The 25,268-nt window shown below is 60.9% G+C and carries 21 protein-coding genes, 1 rRNA gene and 1 pseudogene; 13 read left to right on the top strand and 10 right to left on the bottom strand.

The annotated features are described in order from the left end of the window. The 4 genes from rrf to KKQ10_RS23575 form a co-directional block, all read left to right on the top strand. A 5S ribosomal RNA gene (gene rrf, locus KKQ10_RS23590) occupies positions 1 to 97 on the top strand; the annotation flags it as partial. Positions 98 to 245: 148 nt separating this feature from the next. Then, positions 246 to 905 (top strand): paraquat-inducible protein A, encoded by a 660-nt coding sequence (locus tag KKQ10_RS23585; protein ID WP_215502405.1) that lies wholly within the window; start codon positions 246 to 248, stop codon positions 903 to 905. Further along, positions 892 to 1,515, top strand: coding sequence for a paraquat-inducible protein A (locus KKQ10_RS23580; RefSeq protein ID WP_127652542.1), 624 nt, complete (start codon positions 892 to 894; stop codon positions 1,513 to 1,515). Before KKQ10_RS23585 ends, KKQ10_RS23580 begins: the two co-directional genes overlap by 14 nt. Beyond that, positions 1,508 to 3,811, top strand: coding sequence for a PqiB family protein (locus tag KKQ10_RS23575; RefSeq protein ID WP_127652543.1), 2,304 nt, complete (start codon positions 1,508 to 1,510; stop codon positions 3,809 to 3,811). The genes KKQ10_RS23580 and KKQ10_RS23575 overlap by 8 nt, the downstream gene beginning before the upstream one ends. Before the next feature lie 183 nt (positions 3,812 to 3,994). Here KKQ10_RS23575 and mksF read toward each other — a convergent pair whose 3' ends face one another. Genes mksF through mksB form a run of 3 tightly spaced genes read right to left on the bottom strand, consistent with a single transcriptional unit; the run spans position 3,995 to position 8,806 of the window. Beyond that, positions 3,995 to 6,835 carry an Mks condensin complex protein MksF gene (gene mksF / locus KKQ10_RS23570; RefSeq protein ID WP_127652544.1) on the bottom strand — a complete coding sequence of 947 codons (2,841 nt, stop codon included), beginning with the start codon at positions 6,833 to 6,835 and terminating at the stop codon, positions 3,995 to 3,997. Beyond that, a complete protein-coding gene (mksE, locus tag KKQ10_RS23565; RefSeq protein ID WP_127652545.1) occupies positions 6,832 to 7,533 on the bottom strand; it encodes an Mks condensin complex protein MksE in 702 nt (233 codons plus the stop codon). Before mksE ends, mksF begins: the two co-directional genes overlap by 4 nt. After that, complete coding sequence (gene mksB, locus KKQ10_RS23560; RefSeq protein WP_215502404.1) at positions 7,523 to 8,806, bottom strand: Mks condensin complex protein MksB; 1,284 nt, start codon at positions 8,804 to 8,806, stop codon at positions 7,523 to 7,525. The genes mksE and mksB overlap by 11 nt, the downstream gene beginning before the upstream one ends. A 231-nt stretch (positions 8,807 to 9,037) precedes the next feature. Between mksB and KKQ10_RS23555 the strand changes: the two genes are divergently transcribed. Continuing rightward, positions 9,038 to 9,784: an energy transducer TonB gene (locus KKQ10_RS23555; RefSeq protein ID WP_215502411.1), complete on the top strand. Its 747-nt coding sequence runs from the start codon at positions 9,038 to 9,040 to the stop codon at positions 9,782 to 9,784. Further along, entirely contained in the window at positions 9,777 to 10,229 is a 453-nt protein-coding gene (gene rimI, locus KKQ10_RS23550; protein WP_007961522.1) for a ribosomal protein S18-alanine N-acetyltransferase, read from the top strand. The genes KKQ10_RS23555 and rimI overlap by 8 nt, the downstream gene beginning before the upstream one ends. A 110-nt stretch (positions 10,230 to 10,339) precedes the next feature. Here the strand turns inward: rimI and KKQ10_RS23545 are convergent, their stop codons facing one another. Then, the gene (locus KKQ10_RS23545) at positions 10,340 to 10,744 is read right to left on the bottom strand and encodes a serine kinase/phosphatase (protein ID WP_127652547.1); all 405 of its coding nucleotides are present in this window, start codon (positions 10,742 to 10,744) and stop codon (positions 10,340 to 10,342) included. Between the two features lie 140 nt (positions 10,745 to 10,884). On the opposite strand from KKQ10_RS23545, the gene can reads away from it, so the two are divergent. After that, complete coding sequence (gene can, locus KKQ10_RS23540) at positions 10,885 to 11,529, top strand: carbonate dehydratase (protein ID WP_003228196.1); 645 nt, start codon at positions 10,885 to 10,887, stop codon at positions 11,527 to 11,529. A gap of 6 nt (positions 11,530 to 11,535) precedes the next feature. Here the strand turns inward: can and KKQ10_RS23535 are convergent, their stop codons facing one another. From KKQ10_RS23535 to KKQ10_RS23515, 5 genes are all read right to left on the bottom strand, one after another. Further along, a complete protein-coding gene (locus KKQ10_RS23535) occupies positions 11,536 to 12,051 on the bottom strand; it encodes an SET domain-containing protein-lysine N-methyltransferase (RefSeq protein ID WP_215502403.1) in 516 nt (171 codons plus the stop codon). Positions 12,052 to 12,233: 182 nt separating this feature from the next. Next, entirely contained in the window at positions 12,234 to 13,415 is a 1,182-nt protein-coding gene (locus KKQ10_RS23530; protein WP_215502402.1) for a hypothetical protein, read from the bottom strand. A gap of 119 nt (positions 13,416 to 13,534) precedes the next feature. Next, positions 13,535 to 15,229, bottom strand: a complete 1,695-nt coding sequence (locus tag KKQ10_RS23525; RefSeq protein ID WP_215502401.1) for an acid phosphatase — start codon at positions 15,227 to 15,229, stop codon at positions 13,535 to 13,537. 140 nt (positions 15,230 to 15,369) lie between these two features. Next, complete coding sequence (locus KKQ10_RS23520) at positions 15,370 to 15,690, bottom strand: hypothetical protein (RefSeq protein ID WP_127652551.1); 321 nt, start codon at positions 15,688 to 15,690, stop codon at positions 15,370 to 15,372. Between the two features lie 172 nt (positions 15,691 to 15,862). Then, on the bottom strand, positions 15,863 to 17,281 hold the full coding sequence (locus KKQ10_RS23515; protein ID WP_215502400.1) for a short-chain fatty acid transporter: 1,419 nt from the start codon (positions 17,279 to 17,281) through the stop codon (positions 15,863 to 15,865). A 348-nt stretch (positions 17,282 to 17,629) separates the two neighbouring features. Here KKQ10_RS23515 and KKQ10_RS23510 point away from each other — a divergent pair, with 348 nt between their 5' ends. The 5 genes and pseudogenes from KKQ10_RS23510 (at position 17,630) to KKQ10_RS23495 (ending at position 21,872) form a co-directional block, all read left to right on the top strand. Then, the gene (locus KKQ10_RS23510; protein ID WP_215502399.1) at positions 17,630 to 18,943 is read left to right on the top strand and encodes an MFS transporter; all 1,314 of its coding nucleotides are present in this window, start codon (positions 17,630 to 17,632) and stop codon (positions 18,941 to 18,943) included. 115 nt (positions 18,944 to 19,058) lie between these two features. Next, positions 19,059 to 19,787: pseudogene (locus KKQ10_RS28860) on the top strand (PAS domain-containing protein); the annotation flags it as partial. Next, a complete protein-coding gene (locus KKQ10_RS28855) occupies positions 19,767 to 20,375 on the top strand; it encodes a methyl-accepting chemotaxis protein (RefSeq protein ID WP_414891824.1) in 609 nt (202 codons plus the stop codon). The pseudogene KKQ10_RS28860 and the gene KKQ10_RS28855, both read left to right, overlap by 21 nt. 190 nt (positions 20,376 to 20,565) lie before the next feature. Then, positions 20,566 to 21,165 carry a flavin reductase family protein gene (locus KKQ10_RS23500; protein WP_215502397.1) on the top strand — a complete coding sequence of 200 codons (600 nt, stop codon included), beginning with the start codon at positions 20,566 to 20,568 and terminating at the stop codon, positions 21,163 to 21,165. Between the two features lie 74 nt (positions 21,166 to 21,239). Next, positions 21,240 to 21,872 (top strand): LysE family translocator, encoded by a 633-nt coding sequence (locus tag KKQ10_RS23495; RefSeq protein ID WP_215502396.1) that lies wholly within the window; start codon positions 21,240 to 21,242, stop codon positions 21,870 to 21,872. 81 nt (positions 21,873 to 21,953) lie between these two features. Here KKQ10_RS23495 and ggt read toward each other — a convergent pair whose 3' ends face one another. Further along, positions 21,954 to 23,786, bottom strand: a complete 1,833-nt coding sequence (gene ggt / locus KKQ10_RS23490; RefSeq protein WP_215502410.1) for a gamma-glutamyltransferase — start codon at positions 23,784 to 23,786, stop codon at positions 21,954 to 21,956. 262 nt (positions 23,787 to 24,048) lie between these two features. Between ggt and KKQ10_RS23485 the strand changes: the two genes are divergently transcribed. Further along, positions 24,049 to 25,149 carry a DUF2817 domain-containing protein gene (locus KKQ10_RS23485; RefSeq protein ID WP_215502395.1) on the top strand — a complete coding sequence of 367 codons (1,101 nt, stop codon included), beginning with the start codon at positions 24,049 to 24,051 and terminating at the stop codon, positions 25,147 to 25,149. Positions 25,150 to 25,268: the final 119 nt, after the last annotated feature.

The raw sequence follows: 25,268 nt of genomic DNA, 5'->3' as shown, positions 1-25,268 counted from the left end.
TGGAACCACCTGATCCCATCCCGAACTCAGAAGTGAAACGATGCATCGCCGATGGTAGTGTGGGGTTTCCCCATGTGAGAGTAGGTCATCGTCAAGATTAAATTCCGAAACCCCAATTGCGAAAGCAATTGGGGTTTTGTTTTGCCTGCAGAAAAGTTTTTTACTTAGCCTGCGAACAATTTTGCACAGTTATTTTCGAATCAGAACACTAGAATAGCCCCATCTTTTTCGGAGCCAGAGCCTTTATGTCAGAGTCGGTTGACGCCCCCGGGCTGTCAGATTTACCGCTGGAAGACTTGGTGGCCTGTCACGAGTGCGACTTGTTGATGCGCAAGCCCAAGCTTGCTCACGGCGAGAAAGCCTTGTGTCCACGCTGCGGTTACGAGTTGTATGCCCACCGCCATAACGTAGTGCAGCGCAGCCTTGCTCTGGTTATCGCAGCATTGCTGTTGTTCGTGCCGGCGAACTTTTTACCCATCATGCAGCTCAATGTACTCGGGCAGTCGTCGCATGACACCGTCTGGAGCGGTGTGGTCGGACTGTTCAATACCGACATGCGCGGTGTTTCCGTCGTTGTGTTTCTTTGCAGCATGGCGATTCCGTTACTCAAATTGCTCTGCCAGTTATTCGTATTGCTGACGATCCGTTTCAACATCGGGCGTAGCTACGGTTTGCTGCTGTATCGCATTTATCACCACCTCAAAGACTGGGGAATGCTTGAGGTCTACCTCATGGGCGTATTGGTGGCGATCGTCAAATTGGCAGATATGGCAGCTATCACCGTTGGTTTCGGTCTGGCATGTTTCGTCGGCTTGTTGTTGGTCCAGGTCTGGCTGGAAGTGGTGATGTCACCGCATCAGATCTGGCAGGCGCTATCAGGAGAAGACCCTCATGCGGGCGATTGATGCGGGCATTCTGATCTGTACCGAATGCCACGAGTTGAACAGGCAGAACGCGGACACCGACGAACAAACCTGCACCCGTTGCGGCGCGCTGGTCCATGCTCGCCGGCCGAACAGCCTGGCTCGAACCTGGGCACTGCTGATCACTGCGGCGATTATCTACATTCCGGCCAACGTGTTGCCGATCATGACCGTCAGTTCGTTGGGACAGGGTGACCCGAGCACGATCATGTCCGGGGTAATCCAGCTGGTGCAGCACGGCATGATCCCGATTGCCGCTGTGGTGTTCATCGCCAGTATTCTGGTGCCGACCTTCAAACTGGTGGGCATCGCGTTGCTGTTGTTTTCGGTACAGCGACGCCAGCCATTGTCTGCACGGCAGCGAATCTGGATGTACCGCTTCATCGAGTTCATCGGCCGCTGGTCGATGCTCGATATCTTTGTGATCGCCATTCTGGTGGCGGTCGTCAACTTCGGCCGGCTTGCCAGTGTCGAAGCCAACCTTGGCGCCATCGCCTTCGCCAGTGTGGTGATTCTGACGATGCTTGCCGCAGTAACTTTCGATCCCCGACTGATTTGGGATAACACGGAGTCGGACGACGACCATGACTGATTTGCCCGTAGCGAAAACCCGACCGGCCTCCAACTGGTCTGCCATTTGGGTACTGCCCCTGATTGCCCTGATCATCGGTGGCTGGCTCGGCTGGCGTGCCTATAACGAAACCGGCATCGAGATTCAGGTGCGTTTCGAAAGCGGTGAAGGCATCCAGGCCAACAAGACCGAGGTCATGTACAAAGGCATGTCGGTCGGTAAGGTGAAGACCCTGAAGCTTGACGACGAAGGCAACTCCAAAGGCGTGATCGCCACCGTCGAAATGAACAAGGACGTCGAGCAATACCTCAAGACCAGCACCCGTTTCTGGCTGGTGAAACCGAGCGTGACCCTGGCCGGTATCACCGGTCTGGAAACGTTGGTTTCGGGTAATTACGTGGCCATCAGCCCCGGCGAAGGCGAGCCGACCCGCAAGTTCAAGGCGCTGGCCGAAGAGCCGCCGCTGTCGGACTCCAAGCCTGGCCTGCACCTGACCATCAAGGCGGATCGCCTCGGCTCGCTGAACCGTGGCAGCCCGGTGTTCTACAAGCAGATCAAGGTTGGTCAGATCAAAAGCTACGTGCTTTCCGAAGACCAGAGCACTGTTGAACTCAAAGTGTTCATCGAGCCGACCTACGCCAAACTGGTGCGCAAACACACGCGTTTCTGGAATGCCAGCGGCATCAGCATCGACGCCAACCTGTCCGGCGTGAAAGTGCGCAGCGAATCCCTGGCGAGCATCGTTGCCGGCGGTATCGCTTTTGCGACACCGGAGAACCGTAAAGACAGTCCGCCGACTGATCCAAGCCTGCCGTTCCGTCTGTATGAAGACTTTGACGCGGCCGCTGCCGGCATTCGAGTGAAGGTCAAACTCAGCGACTTCGAAGGCCTGCAGGCCGGCCGTACGCCGGTGATGTACAAGGGCATTCAGGTGGGTAACCTGAAAGCGCTTAAAATCGATCCGGACCTGAACAGCGCCACCGCCGAGCTTACCCTTGACCCGCTGGCCGAAGACTATCTGGTCGACGGCACACAGTTCTGGGTGGTCAAACCGTCGATTTCCCTGGCTGGTATCACCGGACTCGAAGCGCTGGTGAAAGGTAACTACATCGCCGTGCGCCCAGGCGACAAAGGCGCAGCCCCGAAACGCGAATTCGAGGCTCGGCCAAAAGCCCCGCCACTGGATCTACGCGCTCCGGGCTTGCATCTGGTGTTGTTCACCGACGTTTTGGGTTCGATCGAAGTCGGCAGCCCGATTCTGTACAAACAGGTCAAGGTCGGTTCGGTACAGAGCTACCAGTTCTCCAGAACCAAAAAACAACTGGTGATCGGCGTCCACATCGAGAAGGAATACGAAAACCTGGTCAACGCGTCGACCCGCTTCTGGAACGTCAGCGGTATCACCCTCACCGGTGGTTTGACCGGCGGTATTCAAGTGAAAAGCGAGTCACTGCAAACGCTGATGGCCGGCGGTATCGCTTTCGAAACACCGCAAGCCAAGGCGCCGTTGCAAAAGCGGATCCCGCGCTTCCGCTTGTTCGCCAACCATGACGAGGCCAACCAGAAAGGCACGCTGGTGACGATCAAGGTCGACCGCGCCGATGGTTTGCGCCCGGGTACGCCGATTCGTTTCAAAGGGCTGGATGTCGGCAAGATTGAAGACGTCGATCTGACCGACGATCTGCAATCGGTGATGATCACCGCACGGATCACTGAGGTACCGGAGAAGATCGCCCGGGTCGGCAGTCAGTTCTGGGTGGTCAAGCCTGAGTTGGGGCTGATCAAAACCCAGAACCTGGAAACCCTGGTCACCGGGCAATACCTGGAAGTGCAGCCAGCGGCGAAGAACCTCGGCCCGCAGAAGAACTTCGTCGCGCTGGCCAATCCGCCGGAGGAGGTCAAGCAGGAGGCCGGTTTGAGTCTGGTATTGAGCGCCGCCCGCCGCGGTTCGCTGAAACCCGGTGTGCCGGTGACCTACCGCGAAATTACCGTGGGCAAGGTCACGGGTTATGAGCTGGGCCAGACCGCTGATCGTGTGTTGGTGCACATTTTGATCGAGCCGAAATACGCGCCGCTGGTGCGCAGCGGTAGCCGGTTCTGGAATACCAGTGGTGTCGGTTTCGACATCGGGCTGTTCAAGGGCATGACGGTACGCACGGAGTCGCTGGAAACCGTGATCCAGGGCGGTATCGCCTTCGCCACGCCGGACGGTGAGCGAATGGGTAACCCGGCGCGTGCGGAGCAGACGTTCCCACTGTTCGACAAGTTCGAGGATGAGTGGCTGACCTGGGCGCCGAAGATTTCTCTTGGTAAGTAACCTTGCGGCGTCTGTAAGGACGCCATCGCGAGCAGGCTCACTCCTACAAGGGAACGCATTCCAACTGTAGGAGTGAGCCTGCTCGCGATAGGGCCCGCAAAATCAACACAAACCCCCAAGCTATAAAAAAGGGCCGCGATCCCATCAGATCGCGGCCCTTTTTTTGCCTTCAGTTAACGCCGATCAAACCTCATCCAGCTCCGGTTCATCCGCTTCAACATTGACGGTGGCTTTCACTGCATCATGGCGACGGATGTACTTCCAGTCCGCCTCGTCGATGTAGATGCCCGCCGGGCCGCTGCCGCCTTCCAGGTCGATGGCGACACTGGCGCAGACCTGCGGCTTCACACTCGCCAGAATCGGCACGAAGCCCAGTTGCAGGCTGGTTTCCAGCAGGGCGGCCTGGTTCTTCTCGTCGATGTCCGCCGCCTCGTCCAGGTAGTACGGCAGACGCACGCGACCGGCCAGGTCACGGTCCATCAAGTGCAGCAACAAGTACATGTTGGTCAGCGCCTTGATGGTCATGGTGGTGCCGTTGGACGCCGCGCCGTCGATGTCGGTGTGGATCACCGGCTGGCCGTTGACCTTGGTGATCTCGAACGCCAGTTCGAACAAGTCCTTGAGACCGAGCTGGTTGTGGTTCGCCGCCACCAGCCGTGCCAGGTATTCCTTGGCCTCTTCGTTCTTGTTGTCCTGCTCGGCGCTCTGGCTCAGATCGAACACCGACAGGGTTTCGCCTTCTTCGTACTGACCGGCGCTGTGGATGATCTGGTCGATGTGCTTGAGCGCTTCCTTGTTCGGCGCCAGGACGATGCGGAAGCTCTGCAGGTTGGACACCTGACGCTTGTTGATCTCACGGTTGAACAGCGCCAGTTGATGCTCGAGGCTGTCGTAGTCGCTGCGGATGTTGCGCAGGGTCCGGGCGATGTCGGTGACCGCCGCACGCCGCGCCTTGCCCAGCGTCAGGGCTTCGTCGGTGCGGTGCGCGTAAGCGTTGATCAGCAGCGACAGACGGCGCTCCATGTCGTCTTCGCTGTCGAACTTGGCAACACCTTTGAGGCGCACCTGTGCGTACAGCGCTTCGATCTGCCCGTCAGCGCGCAGCAGGCCTTGCCAGCTGTCCTGATAGTCGTTGAGCAGCGGCAACAGGTTGTCCATCGAGTCGTCGACTGGATCCATGAACGGCGTGCCGAACGGCAGGTCCGCCGGCAGCAACTGACGACGGCGCAGCGCGTCGTCGAGGGTGCGTTGCTTGGCTTCCATGTCGGCGATCTGCCGGCCGACCAGTTGCAGCTTGGCCGACAGTTGCTGGACGCGCTCGGTGAACGCATCGCTGGAGCGTTTGAGTTCGTCCTGCGCCGCTTCCATCTGCGCCAGTTGCTCGAGCTTGTCGCCTTCTTCGGCACTCAGGGTCTGGGTGCGACGGAAGTCTTCCAGTGCTTTCTGCGCGTCCAGCACTTGCTGGTACAGCGCTTCGGTCTGAGTCTTGCTCGCGGCGCGGTCGGCGGCCACGGCTTGCTGGGTCTTGAGTTGCTTGAGTTCTTTTTCCAGACGCTCTTTCTGGTCGCGCAGTGCGGCGCGGTCAGCCAGCGCTTGCAGGGCCGGCGGCTCGATGTGCGAGATGTCGATCGACAGACCAGGCACTTCGAAACGCTCGCCCTTGAAGCCATCGAGGATCAGCTCGACCGATTTGACCCACTCACCATCTTCGTCGAGGGTGATGCCGTGTTCACCCAGCGGCAGGCTGAACAGCGCACTGTTGAACAGGCGCATCAGGCGCTCGACGTCCTGCTGCGAGAACTCTTCGCGCAGGCGGGCGTAGCTGTTGTTGTCGGCGTGATCGAGTTGCTGTTTCACCGACTTCAGGCGTTTTTCCAAATCGCGCAGACGCTCTTCCAGATCCTCGGCGCTGAACTGACGGGACTGTGCCAGCGCACCGGCCAGCTCGTCGTGAGCGTCCTTGGCCGCGAGCAATTGTTGCTCCAGCACTTTGACGTCATCGACCAGCGCGAAGCGGTTCTTCAGCACCGACAGCTCACCGAGCCAGCGCTGGATGCCGGAGATTTCCCGCTCCAGACGCATCAGTTCCTGAGTACCACCACGCTGATCGTTTTGCAGATCGTCCTGCTCGCGACGGTAGTGTTCGGCCTGAATGGTCAGCTCTTCCTTGCGCGCCGTGGCGTAATCCGACCAAGTGCCGAGCAACGAGTCGAGCAGCGGCGACAGGCGATGCAGTTTGCCGCGCAGCACGTCACGCTGTTTCACGCCATTGGCCAATGCCTCAACCAAAGGGCCAGCCGCGACCAGCGAGTTGTAGTCCTGCTCCATCCGGCGCACATCACGGAAGGCTTCTTCGCATGCGGCGATGTAGTCGACGCTGCCGGAACGCAGGCTGTGCTCGAAGGCATCGAGGAACAACTGCTTCAACTTGGCTGCAGTGATTTCGCGCATGTGCAGCAGGTTGATGAACAGCGCGCGGAAGGTCTTCAGGCTTTGCTCGCTGGTGGAGCGCAGCGGGATCAGGGTCAGATCCAGCGGGATCGACGTGTGACCGCCAACCAACAGGCGGCGCAGTTCGTCCGGCTTCAGTTCGTAGGCTTTCAGGCCTTCTTTCTCAAGGTTGCTGAACAGCTCTTTCTGGCGCAGGCAGGTGTCGTTTTTCTGGTAGTGCGCCAGATCGAGCTTGCCGGCGTAGGCAAAGAACTGGTGACCGAAACCACCGCCCGGGCCGCGACCGACCACTCCAATCACGTGCGGGCCGTGCGGCAGGTTCACTTCGACGAGGATGTAGCTGGTGTCGGAGGCGAAGTAGAAACGCCGCGATTGTTCCAGGCTGTACTTGCCGAAACTCATGTCCGACATGCGCGCCAGAATCGGGAACTGCAAGGCGTTGATCGACGCCGATTTACCGAGGTTGTTCGCGCCGTAGACCGACAGTGGTTCTTCCAGCGGGAACAGGCCGAGGCTGTAACCAGCGGTGTTCAAAAGGGCAAAGCGGCGGATGCCGTAGCGTTCCTGGCTCATGCGTCGGACTCCTGTTCTTCGGCAATGGCGCGGGCCAGTGCGTCTTCTTCGCTTTCTTCCGCAAATTCGCTCAAGTCGAGCGGATCATCGGTTTCGAGGAATTTGGCTTCGGCTTCTTCGTCGATCAGCACCGGTGCTGGCAGCGGCAGAACGCTGTGCACGCTGGCAGCCAGATCGCGGTCCTGCTGCACCGACAGGCACACGTCGAGGAAGCGGTGCATCGGCGGCAGGAAACGGTACACGCCGTTTTCTTCACCGGCGAAACCGAGCTGGGTCATGCGGCGCATGATTTTTTCTTCCAGCTCTTCAACGGTCTGCACTTCGGCCTGGATGAACAGGTCGCGGTATTTATCCAGCAACGACGGCAGTTCTTCACGGCCGAGGCTGCCACCGTCGAGCACGGCGATCGGGTCACGGCCCTGATCGGCCAGGTGCTCGACGAGAATGAAGGTGAACAGCGCCAGACGCTGGGCCGTCTTGTTCACCGCAGCGGCAGCCATGTCCGGCACGAAGTAGTAGAAACCACGGGTATCGCAGACCAGTTCGAACCCCAGCGCCTTGAACAGCGTGCGGTATTGATCCTGGAAGTTCGACAGTTGCGCGTACAGTTCCGGGTCGCGGCGGCTGACGTGATAGCCCTTGAACAGCTCGCGGAAGATCGGCGCCAGTTGGGACAGTTCGGATAGATCAAGATGCATTTGGGATGCTCGCAGAATCCTCGGCGGCGGCAGGGTCGCGGGCCGAGAGCAGGGCGAAGGAGCGCAGGCTGACCTGGTGCTCGTGAGTGTGGTATTCGCGGCGTTCCAGACGCTCGCGCGTGAAGCGTTTTTCCCGCGACAGGCGCGAGAACCAGTACAGCAATTCGTCGGTGGCGCCGTCCGGTTCCTGCTCCAGCAGCCAGGTCATCAGATCCGGCATTGGCAGGGACTCTTCGCAACGCTCGACCATTTCGCGCACGGTGCGCGGCGCACGTGGGGCTTCGCCGGATTTTTGCGTCTTGTGCGCCTTGGGGAAACGCGCCGGTTTCGGCTCGAAACGCGCCAGGGCATAGACGTAGGCTTCGACCTGACTGGCGCTGCCGAGGAAAGTGCTTTGCGGCCGGGTGAACAGCGGCATCGCCGCTTGCGGCACGGCATCGATGCCTTTACGGCGAATCGCCGCCAGCGCCAGTGCGGCACCCCGGGTCACGGCGTTGTGTCGGCGCGCTTCTTCACGCAGCGGCAGCAGCAGTTCGCGGGCGTGGCGCAGGGTCAGCTGGGCGCTGGTCTGCATTTCGAGGATGCGCGCGTGGGTGCGCAGCAGCATGTCGTCATCAACCAGGTGGCCGAGGCGCTGCTGTTCGCTGAGCATCTTCAGCAGCACGGTTTCGACCTTGCGCACGCCTTGTTCGAAGGCACCGTCGGCGTTCACCAGATCGATCATCGGCTCGACGTATTCGTCCCAGGTTGCCAGGACTTCGGCGTAACGCTGACGCAGCGGGATCTGCCGGTCGCTGGTCTTGGCCCGTTCGGCCACGGCCACCAGCGCCTGCTCGTCGTTGTCGAGCTTTTTCAGCACGTCACGCACGCGCATGTCGAGCAAGCGCAGCTGGCGGGCGAGGTCGTTGCCATCGCGGATGTCGAACGCGTCCTGGATGTAACCGGCCAGACGTTCGAGGTGACGCAGGTAGGCTTCGATCTCCAGGCACAGGCCCAGACGGTGCTCACGGCGCAAGTAGGCGAGGAAGTCGTGGATCTGCGCGTTGAGCTCGAAACGGTTCGGGCTTTTCGCCACGGGCACCAGAATGTCGAGGCGAATCCACACGTCGAGCAGGCTGGTGATGTCCTGCGGCGTGCTGTCCAGTTGTTGGGCGGCCAGTTGCGTGCGCAGTTCGTTGAGGCTCAGGGTGCCTTGGTCGAAGTGCTCGCACAGTGGCTCCAGAAGTGCCCAGTGTTCAGCGAGGGCGCGCAAGACGCGCTTGGGTTCGATCATCGGAATGGCCGGCTGGTTGGCGATTAAAAGCCGCGATTGTACTGCATCAGGAACGATGCGATTCACTCTCGGGACGGGCTGTCGCATTTTCTGAGGCAGAGCATGGCTCAAGACTATCGATCAACAGCAAGCGATCTTGAGCGAAGGGCGGTAGAATCAGCGCACTTTCAGTTATCCACAAGTGGCCGACCTTTGCTTATCGAGTCCCGCCGCCGCGCCTATTTGAACGCCATGCAGGTGGTCAACTGGCTGCCGCGCACCGAATTGCCTTTTGCCGCGCCGTCGCGGCCCGAGCTGCTGGACATGCCCGAGCCTGAGCCAGAGGTCGCGGTGTTGCCGGTTGTGCAGGCCGAAGCGGCGGTGCAACCTGCCGCCCGTCCGGTAGAACGGCCGAAAATCGAAGTGCCGCGCCCATCGCTCGCCAGTACGCGCAATGGTGCCAAACCGGTGGAAGAGGTCGAAGAGGCGCCGGTCGTCGCCAAACCCGCACCTGTGCCGCCACCGCGTTTCGCCCTGCAATTGCTGCGCACCGGGACTTGTTTACTGCTGGTGGAGTTACCCACAGGCGAAGCGTTCCAGAGCCGCGATCCGGCCTATCTGCTGCTTAAAGATATGCTGCGCGCCGCCGGTCTGCCGGATGCGCCGCAGATCGTCGGCGAGCCGGTGCGCTGGCCGTGGCTGAATCGCGGGACCATGGACCAGGGCCCGGAAGCGGCCCGTGACTTTGTTCAAGGTTTCCTCTCGGTGCAAATGGAAGCGGCGCCATGCGCCTGCCTGTGGCTGATCGGCCTGCCGGCGGTGCGGTTTGCCGGTGAAGCGAATGCCGAAGCGTTCAACAGTGAATTGCAGATCGAAGGCCTGGGCCTGGCCTGGGCCATTCCGGGTCTGGAATTGTTAATGGAAGAGCCACAGCGCAAGGCCGCTGTGTGGCAAGCCATGCGTCGGCTGATGGCGCGCTGGAAAGAATCGAATGAGTGAAGCTGTATCGTTCCGCCCGATGACCGAGGCGGACCTGGACGCGGTATTGAAGATTGAATACGCGGCGTACAGCCATCCCTGGACCCGTGGGATTTTTCTCGACGGGCTGGGCAAGTACCAGATCTGGCTGATGTTCGAAGGCCAGCAGCAGGTCGGTCACGGGGTGGTGCAGATCATTCTGGATGAGGCGCACCTGCTGAACATCACGGTCAAACCGGAGAATCAGGGGCGCGGGCTGGGGCTGACGCTGCTCGAGCATCTGATGTCGCGGGCGTATGCGGCTGAGGCTCGGGAGTGTTTCCTGGAAGTGCGCGACAGCAATACCGCGGCGTTCAAGCTGTATGAGCGCTATGGCTTCAACGAGATAGGCCGGCGTCGGGATTATTATCCGGCGGTGGGCGGGCGTGAAGACGCCGTGGTCATGGCTTGTACCCTGGTTGATTGAATACTGTCGGAGCTGCCGAAGGCTGCGATCTTTTGATCTTGATCTAAAAAACAAAGTCAAAAGATCGCAGCCTGCGGCAGCTCCTACGGGGATCGCATGATGGCGGGTGATCAGCGATTGCCATCCAGCGGATCGCGCCGCGCCAGCTCTGCCTCATCCAGGCCATTGCCGCCGCCGATGTCATCCTCGTCGACAATGCTCAAATCCCAATCCGCCTGATTGCCTTCGCCAGCCTCTTCGGCGTCCCGGGCACCATCTTCATGAATCAGCGTTTCCGGGCTCATATCATCGTCAGTCGGTTCGTGATCGCTGGTTGAGGCGCCGGTAAAGCCTGCCTCACGCACCCGCTCGTTCGGCATCAACTGCTCGCGTTCACGTTCCGGGATTTCATCACCGATTTTTGCGCTGGGTTCGTCTTCATCGAAATCCAGCTCATGCACCGAGCCCATGCGGTCTTCGTTATCATCGATGGGTTCGGGTTGCACCGCATCGTACGGACGTCGTGAATCAGTCATGGCAATTCCTCATACTGTGGGCCTTACTGAGTGGACTCACCGGGCACTCGAGAATTCCAAAGAAAACACCTGCAGTTCTTGCGTGACCCCGACGGGCGGTCGTCTGTCATACCAGCGCATCTTTCTTGAGGCCTTACACCATGCACGACTTACAAGACCTGATTGATAACAACGAGCGTTGGGCTGACGCGATTACCAAGGAAGACCCGGATTTCTTCGCCAAGCTGGCGCGCCAGCAAACCCCTGAATACCTGTGGATCGGCTGCTCCGACGCACGGGTACCGGCCAACGAGATTGTCGGCATGCTGCCGGGTGATCTGTTCGTACACCGTAACGTCGCCAACGTGGTGCTGCACACCGACCTCAATTGCCTGTCGGTGATCCAGTACGCGGTCGACGTGCTCAAGGTCAAACATATCCTTGTTACCGGCCACTACGGTTGCGGCGGTGTGCGGGCGTCGATGCAGGATCGGCAGTTTGGTCTGATCGACGGCTGGCTGCGTTCGATCCGCGATCTGTATTACGAAAAACGTGAAGAGCTGGCCAAGCTGCCGACCGAAGAAGAACAGGTCGACCGGCTGTGCGAACTCAACGTTGTCCAGCAAGTGGCCAACGTCGCCCACACCAGCATCATCCAGAACGCCTGGCATCGTGGGCAGAGCCTGTCGATTCACGGCTGCATCTACGGCATCAAGGATGGTCGCTGGAAAAGCCTGAACACCACCATCAGCGGTTTCGAGCAACTGCCGCCGCAATACCGCTTGCGCCCGGTCGGGGCGTTGTAAGCCCGATCAGTGCGCGTGCCGCCAGCGCTGCAAGAAGTGCTGGCCCTCGATAGAGGGGGGGGCATCGTAACCGGTGATCCACCCTCGGCAGCGCGGCCCGCCGCAGGTGCAGGCAAACTGGTGCAACAGGCGGTCTTCGGTGGCGGCAAAGTCGATGGTCAGGCGTTCACCCGGGCGAATATCGCGCAGCGCCCACAGCCACAATTCGCTCATATCCAGAAACACGTTCGGATCGCAGGCATGTTCGAGCAGTCCGCAAAAGCGCGGGTCGTAGATATGGATGCCGGTCAGTAGCTGGCGGGTCTGGCGACAGCGATAGGGGAGCAATTGCCCGGAAATTCGACACATCCGGGTGATGCGCAAGAAATCCCGGCGAGCCATCACTGCCGCGCGGCCCTGTTCATCCTGAATGATTTCGAAATCGACTGTAGAAGGAAACCCGAGGCGCACCGGCAACCCGACGAACGGGTAGATGCCTGGCGTATCAGGGGGAATGTGGTGCGGCTGTGCGCGATTGTTCATAACGGTCCCTGTCGGCAAAAGTTGCGACTCGCGTGGCGCTGACGTCCTGTCAGCGTTGCGCTGTGCTTGTTTGGATCCAATCATTTCCTGAAAAACGCTCACCGTCTACTGTCAGATCTGACAGGCGAAATTCGCTGCTCCCCGCGTCAGCATTGACTGACACGGGAAGCCTTTTCAGCCGATCAGAGGTGCGGCGCGGGTACCGCAGTGGCCGGCAGATCGCCCTTGAGCTGTTGCAACTGTGCCTTGATTGGCGTGGTTGAGCACTTGGCGGCAGCGTCAGTCGGGGTCAGGTTGCGGATCGAGGTGTAGAACAGCTCGCAAGTCTTGGTCTTTTGCGTCACTTGCCAGGTCTGCGTGCAGCTGTCGAGCAGGGTTTTCGGGTCGGTACCCGGTTTGCTGCCCATCCCCGCCTGCCAGCAGGCCGCGCTCAAGTCCTGCCCCATGACTTTCAAACCCGCAGCATCAGCCTTGGCTTGATCGCCGTCGTAGCTCGCCGGGTCGGCGGCGTACCAGATGTAGCTTGGGTGGTTTGAACCCAGTACCGGCACATTCACCCCGGCGCTCGGGCTGATGGTCGCCAGACCCAGGACGCCCACGGTCGGCCCGTATTGCTGCTTGATCCAGTTACGCACCGGCGCGCCGAACGCGACCATTGGCAGGGTAGTGCCGGCGCTGGTCTGGCTGAACTGCTTGACCAGTGTGGTCTGGTAGTCCTTGAAGTAGTCGTAGACCCCCTCCAGGTCACTGCCGGCGTTGGACGGCGCGGCGATTGGCGCGATGTCGATGATGGTCTGATAGGCCGGGGTCTGGTCCGCCGGGATACCGTTGTCGGTCAGCAGTGTGGCCCAGCGATCGGTGGTGTTCGAGCGCAGATAATCCTGAGCCTGGGTCAGCGAATAGTCCGGCGGAAAGTGCAGCAGCTCGACGCTCTTGCGGTTTTCCAGGGCCATGCCCAGCGGCAGGAACAGATACCAGCTATAAGCCCATTTGCCATCGGCGTTGAGCTTGCTGGCGCCGTTGTAGGCCAGATCGCCAGCGTCGAGCAGCGCCGACAGCGGCTTGTCGTAGCCTTGCGGTACGCCGCTGATTTCGACGTAAATCTGCCCGTTGTCGTTTTTCACCAGCACTTTGGCATTGGCATAGCCGTCGCGTTGCACGCTTTGGCTCAGGTAGTGAGCGACGGTCTGCTCCAGCGACCAGTTGCGATAGCAGATCACGCTGCAGTTGTTGGGGTAGGCGAAGAGCCGGGTGACGCGCTCGGTACTGCCCAGTTTCAGGTCGACATCGGCGTGGGCGGCCGCGCTCAGTGTGAGTGCGGCGAGGGCCAGGGCGGTGGGGGTAAGTCCTGTGAGTTTGAACATGCTCAGATCCTTTTCAGCGTCGGCTCCCCGGGGTTCCGGGGCGCTTCATAGTGGATCAGCTGTGTTGCGCAGAGAAGCCGTCATTCACGGATTTTTGCGTCAGCTCACAGGACTCGGTTTCAGGCCTGAAAATGCAGGGCGTTGGTCAAGTCGCCCATGGGTTTCTGGCCGCGGGCGATCATCGCTTCATCTCGCTGCTTGAGGCCATCGAGGGTTTCGAGCTGGAACACCCGGGTGATCAGGCGCAGGATCGACGCCGTGTCATAGACCGTGTGATCCACTGTGCCTTTGCGGGCGAACGGCGATACCACCAGCGTCGGCACCCGCGAACCCGGGCCCCAGCGATCACCCTTGGGGGGCGCAACGTGGTCCCACCAGCCGCCGTTTTCATCGACGGTGACGATCACCACCATGTTTTTCCACTGCGGGCTTTCGCGCAGCACCTTCAGCGCGCGGACGATGTGCCGATCACCGGAGGCCACGTCGGCATAACCGGCGTGCATGTTCAGGTTGCCTTGGGGCTTGTAGAAACTCACCGCGGGCAACGTGCCGGCCTCGGCATCGGCGAAGAATCTGTTGGTGCTCGACTCATCCCCCAGGCCGGCGTCACGCAGGCGTCTGCTGCGCTCTTGCGGGTTCTCCGGGCCTTGCTGTTTGAAGTAGTTGAACGGCTGGTGGTGATATTGAAAATTGGGGATCTTCGGAATGCCCCCCGAGTCCTTGTACTGCTCGAGCGTCGCTTGCCACGCCCCGGCGTACCAGGCCCAGTCGACGTTCTTCTTCGACAGCTTGTCGCCGATGTGTTCGTGGGTCTGCGGCACCAGCACGTTGGGCAGATCGGCTTTTGAATACTCCGGGCGCTCCGGGTCGCGAATCCACGTCGGCCAGTACGGCGGGGCGAGGGTATTCACGCCAAAGCCATCCGGGGTCAGCGCACTCGGGCCGAACTGCGGCGGGCCGCTCATGGCGCTGGCCGGCGATTGTTCCAGCGGTTTGAGGCGCGGATCGGCCGGGTCAGTGCTTTGCAGCGCGGCGATCTGACTCTTGGCCACCGAATTGGCCGCGTCCGGATAGAACGGCGCGGTGGCGCTGATCAGGTATTGGTGATTGAGGAAGGAACCACCAAAGGCCCCCTGGAAGAAGTTGTCGCACAGCACGAATTCCTGCGCGACATCCCACAGACGCAGGGAATAGCGGCTCTGGGCGTAATGGCCCATGGTCAGACCACCAGAGTCGGCCCACGCGACGAAACCGTCATTCTTGCCGCCATTGATCTGCATCTGGTTCTGATAGAACACATGCCACAGGTCGCGGGTGACCAGGCCGAACGGCAGGTCTTCGCCATTCGGACCTTTGAGGGCGAACGGCGCGTTGGGCAGGTGTTCCTGAAACTGCGTGGCGTTGGGGTAAGTCACACCATCGAGGGTTTGCGGGCCGATCTGCAGCACACCGCCCCAGACGGGCGGCAAGGTCTGCAGCACGCTGCCATCGCGGTCACGTTGCTGGTAATCGGCAGGCGTGAGGGCTGACAGCGGCTTCTCGACGCCGGGGAAATCACCGAACAGGTTGTTGAAGCTGCGGTTCTCGGCGTAGATCACCACCACGGTTTTCACCTGGTCACGCAGGACCTTGTCCAGCTCGGCCGGGGTCAGCGGGCGCTCGGCCGGTTTGCCCGGTTGATCGCCAGCGTTGCCACAACCGGCCAGGGTCGCCCCCACACCGAGCACCGCGACACCGCCGAGAAAGCGGCGGCGACTGGTGTCGGTGGGGTTGTCGGATTCAGGTGCGTCTGTGCCGTCTGTTTCGTCTTTCATCTGTCAGCCCGCTCTGCTTAATTGTTTCAATTTATTTCGGGCGGACGCTAACAAGGGAATGTGACGGTTGGGTGACGATTTGAGGCGACAGCGAAACAATGCGGGAGCGATCAGGTCGGCTCCCCCAGGTTTTCACTCGATTACAAAAGGCGTAGTGCAAGCTGGCTGCCTGCTCGCAAGTATTCGACTTGTGCGGTGACCGCATCTTTGACAATGGCTTCGCCGGTGTCAGTCAACCTGGCTTTCTTGGCATCAATGACCGCGGTCTGCAGCAATTGCATTGCAACATCCATCGCTTTCTGGAAAGCCGTCAGGTTGTTGTGTTGGCCAAATTCTCGGATGACCGCGTCCATGCGTCGGTCGGCATCGTCTCGCAGCGTGTTGTACTCGACTACGGAGACGCTGCCGTCCTGATAAATTTCACGGATCAGTTCTTCAAGCGTTTTGGATATCGGTGTCATCGGTTCTTCCTTGGACAGGTTTTTGGTCCCGGACAAGCTAAACGAAGACACGATCAGGAAAAGTCAGCACCGTCCCACGTGGCGCGTGGGACAGTGCAACAGCTTTCGTAAGAAGAGGATTTGCACGTTGTCGGAATCCTCCCGCCAGCCATCTGGCCGCGTCCTGCTGGACTCAGGGAATGACGGGCGGTGTATACGCCAGCGTCGTCCCCAGCACCCACAGCAACAGCAGCACCAACGGTGTATGCACCAGCAACTGCACAAACGAGAAACCAATCAAGTCCCGTGCCTTAAGGCCAAGCACGCCCAGCAGCGGCAGCATGTAGAACGGGTTGATCAGGTTCGGCAGCGCTTCGGCGGCGTTGTAGATCTGCACCGCCCAGCCGAGGTGATATTGCAGGTCATTGGCGACTTGCATCACGTACGGCGCTTCGATGATCCACTTGCCGCCGCCGGACGGGATGAAGAAACCGAGAATCGCCGAGTACACACCCATCAACAGCGCATAGGTGTCGTGAGATGCGATGCTGACGAAGAAGGTCGAGATGTGATGCGCCAGAGTCTGTGCATCGGCGCCTTTGACCGTGGTCAGCAGCGCGGCAATCGAGCCGTACAGCGGAAACTGGATCAGCACGCCGGTGGTGGTCGGCACCGCACGGGCCACCGCATCGAGGAAGCTGCGCGGACGCCAGTGCAGCAGGGCGCCGAGCATGATGAACAGGAAGTTGTAAGTGTTGAGCCCGGAAATCGCGGTGATCGCCGGTTTGGTCGAGAACTCGTGGAACAGCCAGCCGGCCGCCAGCAGCACCAGCAAAATGATCAGCAGCGGACTGTGCTCCAGCCATTCGCCGGGCCGGGTACGCGGCTGCAGCGGCGGCAGGTTGAAGGCCGGGTCGATGCCGCAATCCCTGGCGTCACGCGCAGAGTTCGGGCCGGGAGCAGTGGCGTAGGCGACGATGATCGAAATCACGATCAGCGCCAGCAACATGGCGCCGGACTGCCAGAGGAAGATGGTTTGCGTAAACGGAATCACCCCGGTGATCGACAGGATCGACGGCGGCAGGCTGGCCGGGTTGGCCTGCAATTGCGCCGCCGATGACGACAGGCCTAGCGCCCAGACTGCGCCCAGACCCAGGTACGCTGCCGCACCGGCCGCGCGGTAATCCATTTTCAGATCGGTGCGGCGGGCGAGGGCGCGTACCAGCAAACCGCCGAATACCAGCGACAGGCCCCAGTTCAACAGGGAGGCGACCATCGAGATCAGCGCCACCCAGGCCACGGCGGAGCGGCCGTTTTTCGGAATGCGCGCCAGTTTGTCGATCAGCTTGACCGCCGGCGGCGAGCTGGCGACCACGTACCCGCCAATCACCACGAAGGCCATTTGCATGGTGAACGGAATCAGGCTCCAGAACCCGTCACCGAACGCCATCGCGGCATCGGTGGGTTTGGCGCCCATGGCCAGGGTGGCCAGCGCGACAATGATGACTGCCAGCGCGGCGAACACCCAGGAGTCGGGAAACCAGCGTTCGGCAAAGCTTGAACAGCGCAGGGCAAAGCGTGCGGAGCGGCTATCTTCGATATCAACGGCCACAGGGAGTACCTCGGTTTTTTATGGTTATTGTGGTCCGCAGGAGCCGCCAATTGTGTCAGTCAGATCAATCTGTGGCGAGGGAGCTTGCTCTCGCTGGACTGCGTAGCAGTCCCCTTCCTTTAAGGAGCAGAGGGTGCCGCTTCGCGACCCAGCGGGAGCAAGCTCCCTCGCCACAGAGGTGAAAACCGATTCAGGTGTGTCCTGCTGGACAGGCATTAACAGTAAATCAACTGCCAGTGCTTTGTGAGCAGGTTTTGCAAAACCGGGACTATGGTCTTACGGGTTGTCCCCAGGTGGATTTGCGTAGACCATGGGCGCCTTGGTTTTTGCCTGCCAGAGTTCTTTGCCATGACTGCCCAATCCACAGCCCGACCGGCGCCGTTCAGCCGTTCCGACTACAAGACCCTCGGCCTCGCGGCCCTTGGTGGGGCGCTGGAGATCTACGATTTCATCATCTTCGTGTTCTTCGCCCTGACCCTCAGCCAGTTGTTCTTCCCGCCGGAAATGCCCGAATGGCTGCGTCTGCTGCAAAGTTTCGGGATCTTCGTCACCGGCTATCTGGCGCGGCCTCTGGGCGGGATCCTGATGGCGCATTTTGCCGATCGCCTGGGCCGCAAAAAGGTCTTCAGCCTGAGCATCCTGATGATGGCGCTGCCGTGCCTGCTGATCGGGATCATGCCGACGTATGCCCAGATCGGTTACTTCGCACCGCTGCTGTTGCTGGCGCTGCGCATCCTGCAAGGCGCGGCGGTCGGTGGCGAAGTGCCGAGCGCCTGGGTGTTCGTCGCCGAGCACGCGCCAACCGGCCATCGCGGTTATGCCTTGGGTTTTTTGCAGGCAGGCCTGACCTTCGGATACTTGATCGGCGCGCTGACCGCGACCTTCCTCGCACAGGTATTCACCCCGGCGGAAATCCTCGATTACGCCTGGCGTTACCCGTTCCTGCTCGGTGGTGTGTTCGGCGTGATCGGCGTCTACCTGCGGCGCTGGTTGAGCGAAACCCCGGTGTTCATGGCCATGGAGGCGCAGCGCGAAGCGCGGGTCGAACTGCCGCTGCGCACCGTGCTGCGTGAGCATCGACTGGCGATGTTACCGGCGATGCTGCTGACCTGTGTGCTGACCTCGGCGGTGGTGGTGTTCGTGGTGATCACTCCGACCATGATGCAGAAAACCTTTGGCATGACCGCCAGCCACACCTTTGCCCTGAGCGCCCTGGGCATCGTCTTTCTCAACATCGGCTGTGTGATTGCCGGGTTGCTGGTCGATCGCCTCGGTGCCTGGCGCACGGTCATGCTCTATAGCCTGTTGTTGCCCTTGGGCATCGGCGTGCTTTACAGCTGTTTGATCACGGGCGGCAACTGGGTGGGGCTGGCGTATGCCGTGGCCGGTCTCGCTTGCGGCGTTGTGGGCGCGGTGCCGTCAGTGATGGTCGGGTTGTTCCCGGCGCGTATCCGGGTGTCGGGTATTTCCTTCACCTACAACATTGCCTACGCCGCGTGGGCAAGTATCACACCGCTGTTGTTGATCGGTCTGATGCCGTGGAGCCCATGGATCTGCGTGATGTTCTGTGCGGTGATGGGCGTGGTGGGGCTGTTGAGTGCGGCGTACTTTGGCTCGCGCATGCCGCGCACGGGGCCGTGTCAGGTGGCCGGGGCTGCCTGACCGCATGCGCTTGAACTATTTTTGACCGACGGGTCGCAAGCGCTCTTCAGAAAAGATTTTCAAGGCCGATGGTTAGGCTGCATCCCGCTTTCTACCCAGCCATCGGTACCTTCCCATGTTCAACAAACGCCTCAAGCAAGAGCTGGCCGCTCTTCGTGAAGAACTGTCCAGTCTGCTGCAAGTCAAGGAAAGCCTGGAAAGCGAGATGCTGGTGCTGACTCTGGAGCCCGATGGCCGGATTCAGTCGGTCAATCAGAACTTTCTCGCCGAGATGCTCTACAAAAGCCCGGACCTGGTGGGGCGCGCCATCGAAGACATCGTCCCGGCGCATGTGAAGGCTGATGAGTTTCACCATCGTTTCAAATCTGCGCTGACCCGTGGCGAGCATTTCGCCGGTGCCGTACGTCTGCTGCGCGGTAATGGCGAAGAGGCGTGGCTGCGCTCCATCGTGCAGCCGGTGCGTTCTTCGGACGGCCGGATCAAGCATTTCTCGATTTTCTCCAGTGACCTGACCCGCACCATCGAAGCCTCCCGCGAGCACGAAAACCTGATCGGCGCGCTGGTACGCTCCACCGCAGTGATCGAGTTCGACCTCAACGGCAATGTGTTGAATGCCAACGAGCGCTTCCTCAGCGGCATGGGTTACAGCCTGGCGCAGATCAAGGGCAAGCATCACCGGATGTTCTGCACGCCGGAGGAGTACAACAGCGCCGAGTATCAGAACTTCTGGCGTCGTCTGAACAATGGCGAGTTTGTGGCCGAGCGCTTCAAGCGTGTCGACAGCCACGGCCGCGTGGTCTGGCTGGAGGCGTCCTACAACCCGGTGGTCGATGCCAACAACAAACTGTACAAAGTGGTGAAGTTCGCCACGGTGATCACTGAGCAGGTCAACCGCGAACAAGCGGTTGCCGACGCGGCCAGCATTGCCTACAGCACTTCGCAACAAACCGACAGCACCGCGCAACGTGGCACCACCGTGGTCACCGAGGCGGTGAATGTGATGCGTGATCTGTCGCGACACATGCAGGCTGCGGGTGAGGGCATCGAGGCACTGAACGAGCAGTCGCAGGTGATCGGCACTATCGTCAAGACCATCAGCGGTATTGCCGAGCAGACCAATCTGCTGGCACTCAACGCTGCCATTGAGGCGGCCCGCGCCGGCGAGCAGGGCCGAGGCTTTGCGGTGGTGGCCGACGAAGTGCGACAACTGGCCTCGCGCACCAGTCAGGCGACCGAAGAGATCGTCGGCGTGGTGCGGCAAAACCAGGAGATGGCGCGCAACGCCGTGGCCCTGATGACCGACGGCAAGCTGCAGGCCGAACAAGGCCTGGCGCTGGCGGCGGAGGCGGGCACGGTGATCGTCGAGATTCAGGACGGCGCGCAGAAAGTGGTGGATGCGGTCGGGCAGTTTGCCAATCAACTTTCCCACTGACCTGCACGCCGATCCCTGTAGGAGCTGTCGAGTGAAACGAGGCTGCGATCTTTTGATTCTGGTTTGATTTCAAGCATCACAAACAGAATCAAAAGATCGCAGCGTACCGCAGCTCCTACAGCTTTTTTCACCAGCAGATCTTTCGGTGCTGACGCTACAATCGGCTCCTTTTCCCCCGGAGCAGATCCCCATGAGCGATTCCCACCGCCGCCCGGTTCCCTTGAACAAAGCCTACCGTCTGCTCAATCACGGGCCGACCGTGCTGGTCAGCGCCGCCCATGACGGCCAGCGCAACATCATGGCTGCCGCCTGGGCGATGCCGCTGGATTTCGAACCACCGAAAGTCGCCGTGGTCCTCGATAAGTCCACCTGGACCCGGCAGCTGCTCGAAGCGTCCGGCACCTTTGTGCTCAACGTGCCGTGCGTCAATCAGGCTGACATTGTGCAAACCGTCGGCAACACGTCGGGCCTGGAAATCAGCCAAACCCAAGGGCAAGACAAGTTTCAGGCTTACGGCCTGCACACCTTTGCCGGTGAACAAGTCGAAGCGCCTCTGCTCGAGGGCTGCGTCGCCTGGCTCGAATGCCGCTTGCTGCCGGAGCCGCGCAATCACGAGCAGTACGACCTGTTCCTCGCCGAAGTCATCGCCGCCCAGGCCGATGAACGCGTATTCAGTGACGGGCACTGGCACTTCGACGGGCATGACGGCCTGCGCACGCTGCACCACGTGGCCGGCGGGCACTTCCTGACGATTGGCGATGCGGTGGACGGTAAAACCCTGCCGCTGTGACATTCACCTGATGGAAAACCGGCGCCGAATGGAGCAAGGTGTGGGGCATTGTCGAACCGATCAGGCGCTGCCCCATGGACCTTTCTACTGCGAGCTATCTCGCCCCGTTGCTGTCGCTGGCGCTGTTGTGGACGGTCGCGGTGGTCACCCCCGGCCCGAACTTCTTCAACATCGCTCAACTGGCGGTCAGCCGTTCCCGGCGCCATGGTGTGGTCGCGGCACTGGGCGTCGCCAGCGGGACCGTGCTGTGGGGTCTGGCTGGCGGCCTGGGCATCCAGTCATTGTTCAGCGCGGCGCCGACGCTGTACCTGAGCTTCAAGATTGCCGGGGGCTGCTACCTGATCTATCTCGGGCTCAAGCAGTTCAAGCGCAAAGCGCCCATTGCTCGCGGTACGCTGGATGAGTCACAGCAAACTCTGCTCGGCGCCTACGGACGGGGCTTTCTGGGCAACATGACCAATCCCAAGTCGGCACTGTTCGTCGCCACCATCTTCGCCACCGCGATGCCGGCCCATGTGCCGCCGCTGTTGCTGGCGCTGGCGGTGCTGACCATGGCGACGCTGTCGTTCAGTTGGTATTGCAGCGTGGCGCTGTTCTTTGCCAGTCGGCGGATCGCGGGCGTCTACGAGCGCTCGCGGCAATGGCTGGATCGTTTGGCCGGTGGTTGTTATTTGCTGTTTGGGGCGCATCTGGTGGCTAATCGCTGAGCCGGGTGATCTTGCGCGTTAAACCCGTTGCATGAAAAAAGGCTTACCTCGCGGTAAGCCTTTTTTGTTTGCATCCTGGCTTCAATCCCCCAACGCTTCCCCTTCACGTCGCGGATCCGCCCCCCCCTCCAACGACGCTTTGCCCTGCGCATCCTTGACCCGCACGATGGCCTGGGTGCCGCTGGTCATGTCGATTTCATTCACAGCATGCCCTTTGTCTTTCAGCGCCTGAATCAGCGCCGGGCTGAACTGGCCTTGTTCCAGTTCGGTCGGGCCGTTGCGGCTGCCGAAGTTGGGCAGGCTGATGGCGCTTTGCGGGTCGAGGTTCCAGTCGAGCAGGCCGACGGTGGTCTTGGCCACGTACTCGATGATCTGCGAGCCGCCCGGCGAGCCGACGCTGGCGAGGAATTCGCCACTGTTGCGATCGAAGATCAGGGTGGGCGCCATCGACGAACGTGGACGTTTGCCGGGTTCGACGCGGTTGGCAACTTTCTGCCCGTTCTCTTCGGGGATGAACGAGAAGTCGGTCATCTGGTTGTTCAGCAAAAAGCCCTGAACCATCAGGTGCGAGCCGAACGCCGCTTCGATGGTGGTAGTCATCGACACCGCGCCACCCCTGTCATCCACCGCCACCACTTGCGAGGTGGAGATGCGCAGCGGTGAGCGATCCGGCGCGTAGGCCACTTGCACGCCTGGCGGGGTGCCCGGTTTGGCGCTGCCCATGCTGCGTTCGCCGATCAGGCTGGCGCGGCTGGCGAGGTAACCCGGGTCGACCAGGCCCTTGACCGGCACCGGGACGAAATCGGTATCGGCGACGTATTGCGCACGGTCAGCGTAGGCCAGGCGTTCGGCTTCGGCGATCAAGTGCACGGCTTGCGGTGCCGGTTCGATGCCGGCCGGTTTGTCGGTTTTCACCGGTTTGAGCGGGGTCAGCGACAGGCGTGGATCGCGGGTTTCCAGCGCTTGCAGGGTGCCGAGAATCTGCGCCACGGCGATCCCGCCCGATGACGGTGGCGGCATGCCGCAGACCTGCCAGCGTTTATAGTCAGTGCACAGCGGTGCGCGTTCCTTGGCCTGATAGCGCTGAAGATCATTCAGCGACAGGCTGCCCGGATTGGCATGGCCCTGCACCTTGGCGACGATCTCTTCGGCGATCGGGCCTTTGTACAGCGCGTCCGGGCCTTCGTGGGCGATGCGCTTGAGCACGGCAGCGAGTGCCGGGTTCTGCAGGCGGGTGCCCACGGCTTTGACGCTGCCGTCGCTGTTGAGGAAGTACGCAGCCATGTCCGGCGATTGACGGATCACCGGATCGGATTCCAGCAATGAATGCAGGCGCGGCGAAATCGCAAAGCCTTGCTCAGCGAGCTTGATCGCCGGCTCGAACAGCGTGGCCCATGGCAGGCGCCCGTGTTGTTCATGCGCCAGCTCCAGCGCGCGCAGCACGCCCGGTGTGCCGACCGAACGCCCGCCGATCTGCGCCTGCGGGAACGGCATCGGTTTGCCGTCGGCTTGCAGGAACAGTTTTTCGGTGGCGCCGGCCGGTGCGGTTTCGCGACCGTCGTAGGTGCGCACCTGTTTGCCGTCCCACAGCACGATCATCGCGCCGCCACCGATCCCGGAAGATTGCGGTTCGACCAGTGTCAGCACTGCTTGCATCGCAATCGCCGCGTCGATGGCCGAGCCACCCTTGCGCAGCATCTCGCGCCCGGCCTCGGCGGCCAGTGGATTGGCAGCCGCCGCCATGTGTTGACTGGCGTGACGGGTCTGCAGATCGGTGCGGTAGCCAGAGGCGGCTTCCGGTGCCAGCGGCAAGGTCGAGGAGGGCGGGGCGTTGCACGCGGTGAGGGTCAGGGCGCTGACAAGCAGAGTCAGGGCTGGCAGGCGAAAACGGCTCAGGGGCAGGGCTGGAAACACGTGGGGCTCTCCGTCCGTGGGATGAAAGGTCTGACGGACTTTATCGACCGGTCGGTCGCGACGCAAACCGGTGGGCATTTTTGTCTTTCTTTTCAGGCCGGAAATTCGCTAGGGTCAACCTCAATCGACCGATCGCACACGTCCCCTTGTAGGAGTGAGCCTGCTCGCGATAGCGGTGGGTCAGCCAGCAATGATGTTGGATGTGATGACGCTATCGCGAGCAGGCTCACTCCTACAATTACAAGATCAACAAGAGACTGATATGCACAGCGAGTTCCCTACCGAGTTCAATTACCGCGATCAACGCGAACAGTTTCTGGCCGCCGCCCATGCCGCCGGCGCCACGCTCACTTCTTACGCGCATCCGCGATGCGGCCCTTTTGGTGAACCGCTGAGCACCGACGTCGCCGTGCTCGGTGATCCGCAGGCCAAACGTCGGCTGGTGGCGCTCAGCGGCACCCACGGTGTCGAGGGCTATTACGGCTCGGACTGCCAGATCGAATGGCTGAAGACCTTCGTGCCGGGGTCGCTGCCCAAGGATGTCGCGGTAGTGTTGGTGCACCTGATCAACCCGTGGGGTACCGCGTGGCTGCGACGGGTCAACGAAGACAATATCGACCTCAACCGTAATCACCAGGATTTCGCCGGGCCGTTGCCGGACAACCGCGCTTATGCGGCTTTGCACGAGATCTACGCCTGCACCGATTTGAATGGCCCGGAGCGTGCGCGGGCTGACGCTTTGCTCGATGCACAGATCAACGAACACGGCTGGCCAGCGGTGATGTCGATTGTTGAGGGCGGTCAGCACAGCCATCCCGATGGATTGTTTTATGGTGGCCGCGCGCCGAGCTGGTCGAATCGCACGCTGCAGCAGATTATCGATGAGCATCTGGCGGGCGCTGAAACCGTGATGTGTTTCGACCTGCACACCGGTGCTGGCGAGTACGGCCATCCAATGTTGCTGACCATCACCGAGTCGGCCTACCCGGCGTTGGCGCAAGCGCAGTCGATCTACGGCCCCTGGTTGTACACCTTGCACACCGGAGCCGAGACCTTGAGTGAAACCGGTGTCGCGGCGACCGCCACCGGTTACACCTCGCAGGCGCTGCTCAACGCATTACCGGGCGTGCAGTTGATGCCATTCGTGATCGAATGCGGAACCTATCCGGGGCCGGAAGTGCATCGTTATTTGCGCGATGACCACTGGCTGCATCTGCATGGCGATCCACTGGATGCGACGGGGCGGGCGATCAAGTTGAATCTGCTGGAGCAGTTTTACCCGGCGGATCCGGACTGGCGGGCGATGGTCGGTCTGCGCACTCGGCAGATCTGGGCGAAAGGGCTGGCGGCACTGGCAGGCTGAAAACCAGATGAGGGCAGAAATCCCTTCATCACAAAATCGGCACTTTTCTCCAAGCATAAAAAAACGGCCTACCTTTCGGTAAGCCGTTTTTTGTTTTAGCGGTGCGTGATCCGATTCAT

The sequence above is a fragment of the Pseudomonas sp. MG-9 genome (assembly GCF_018729515.1).
GTDB classification, from domain to species: domain Bacteria; phylum Pseudomonadota; class Gammaproteobacteria; order Pseudomonadales; family Pseudomonadaceae; genus Aquipseudomonas; species Aquipseudomonas serboccidentalis.
The sequence above is the reverse complement of the archived record's forward strand: the minus strand, read 5'-3'. Positions and strand labels throughout refer to the sequence as shown.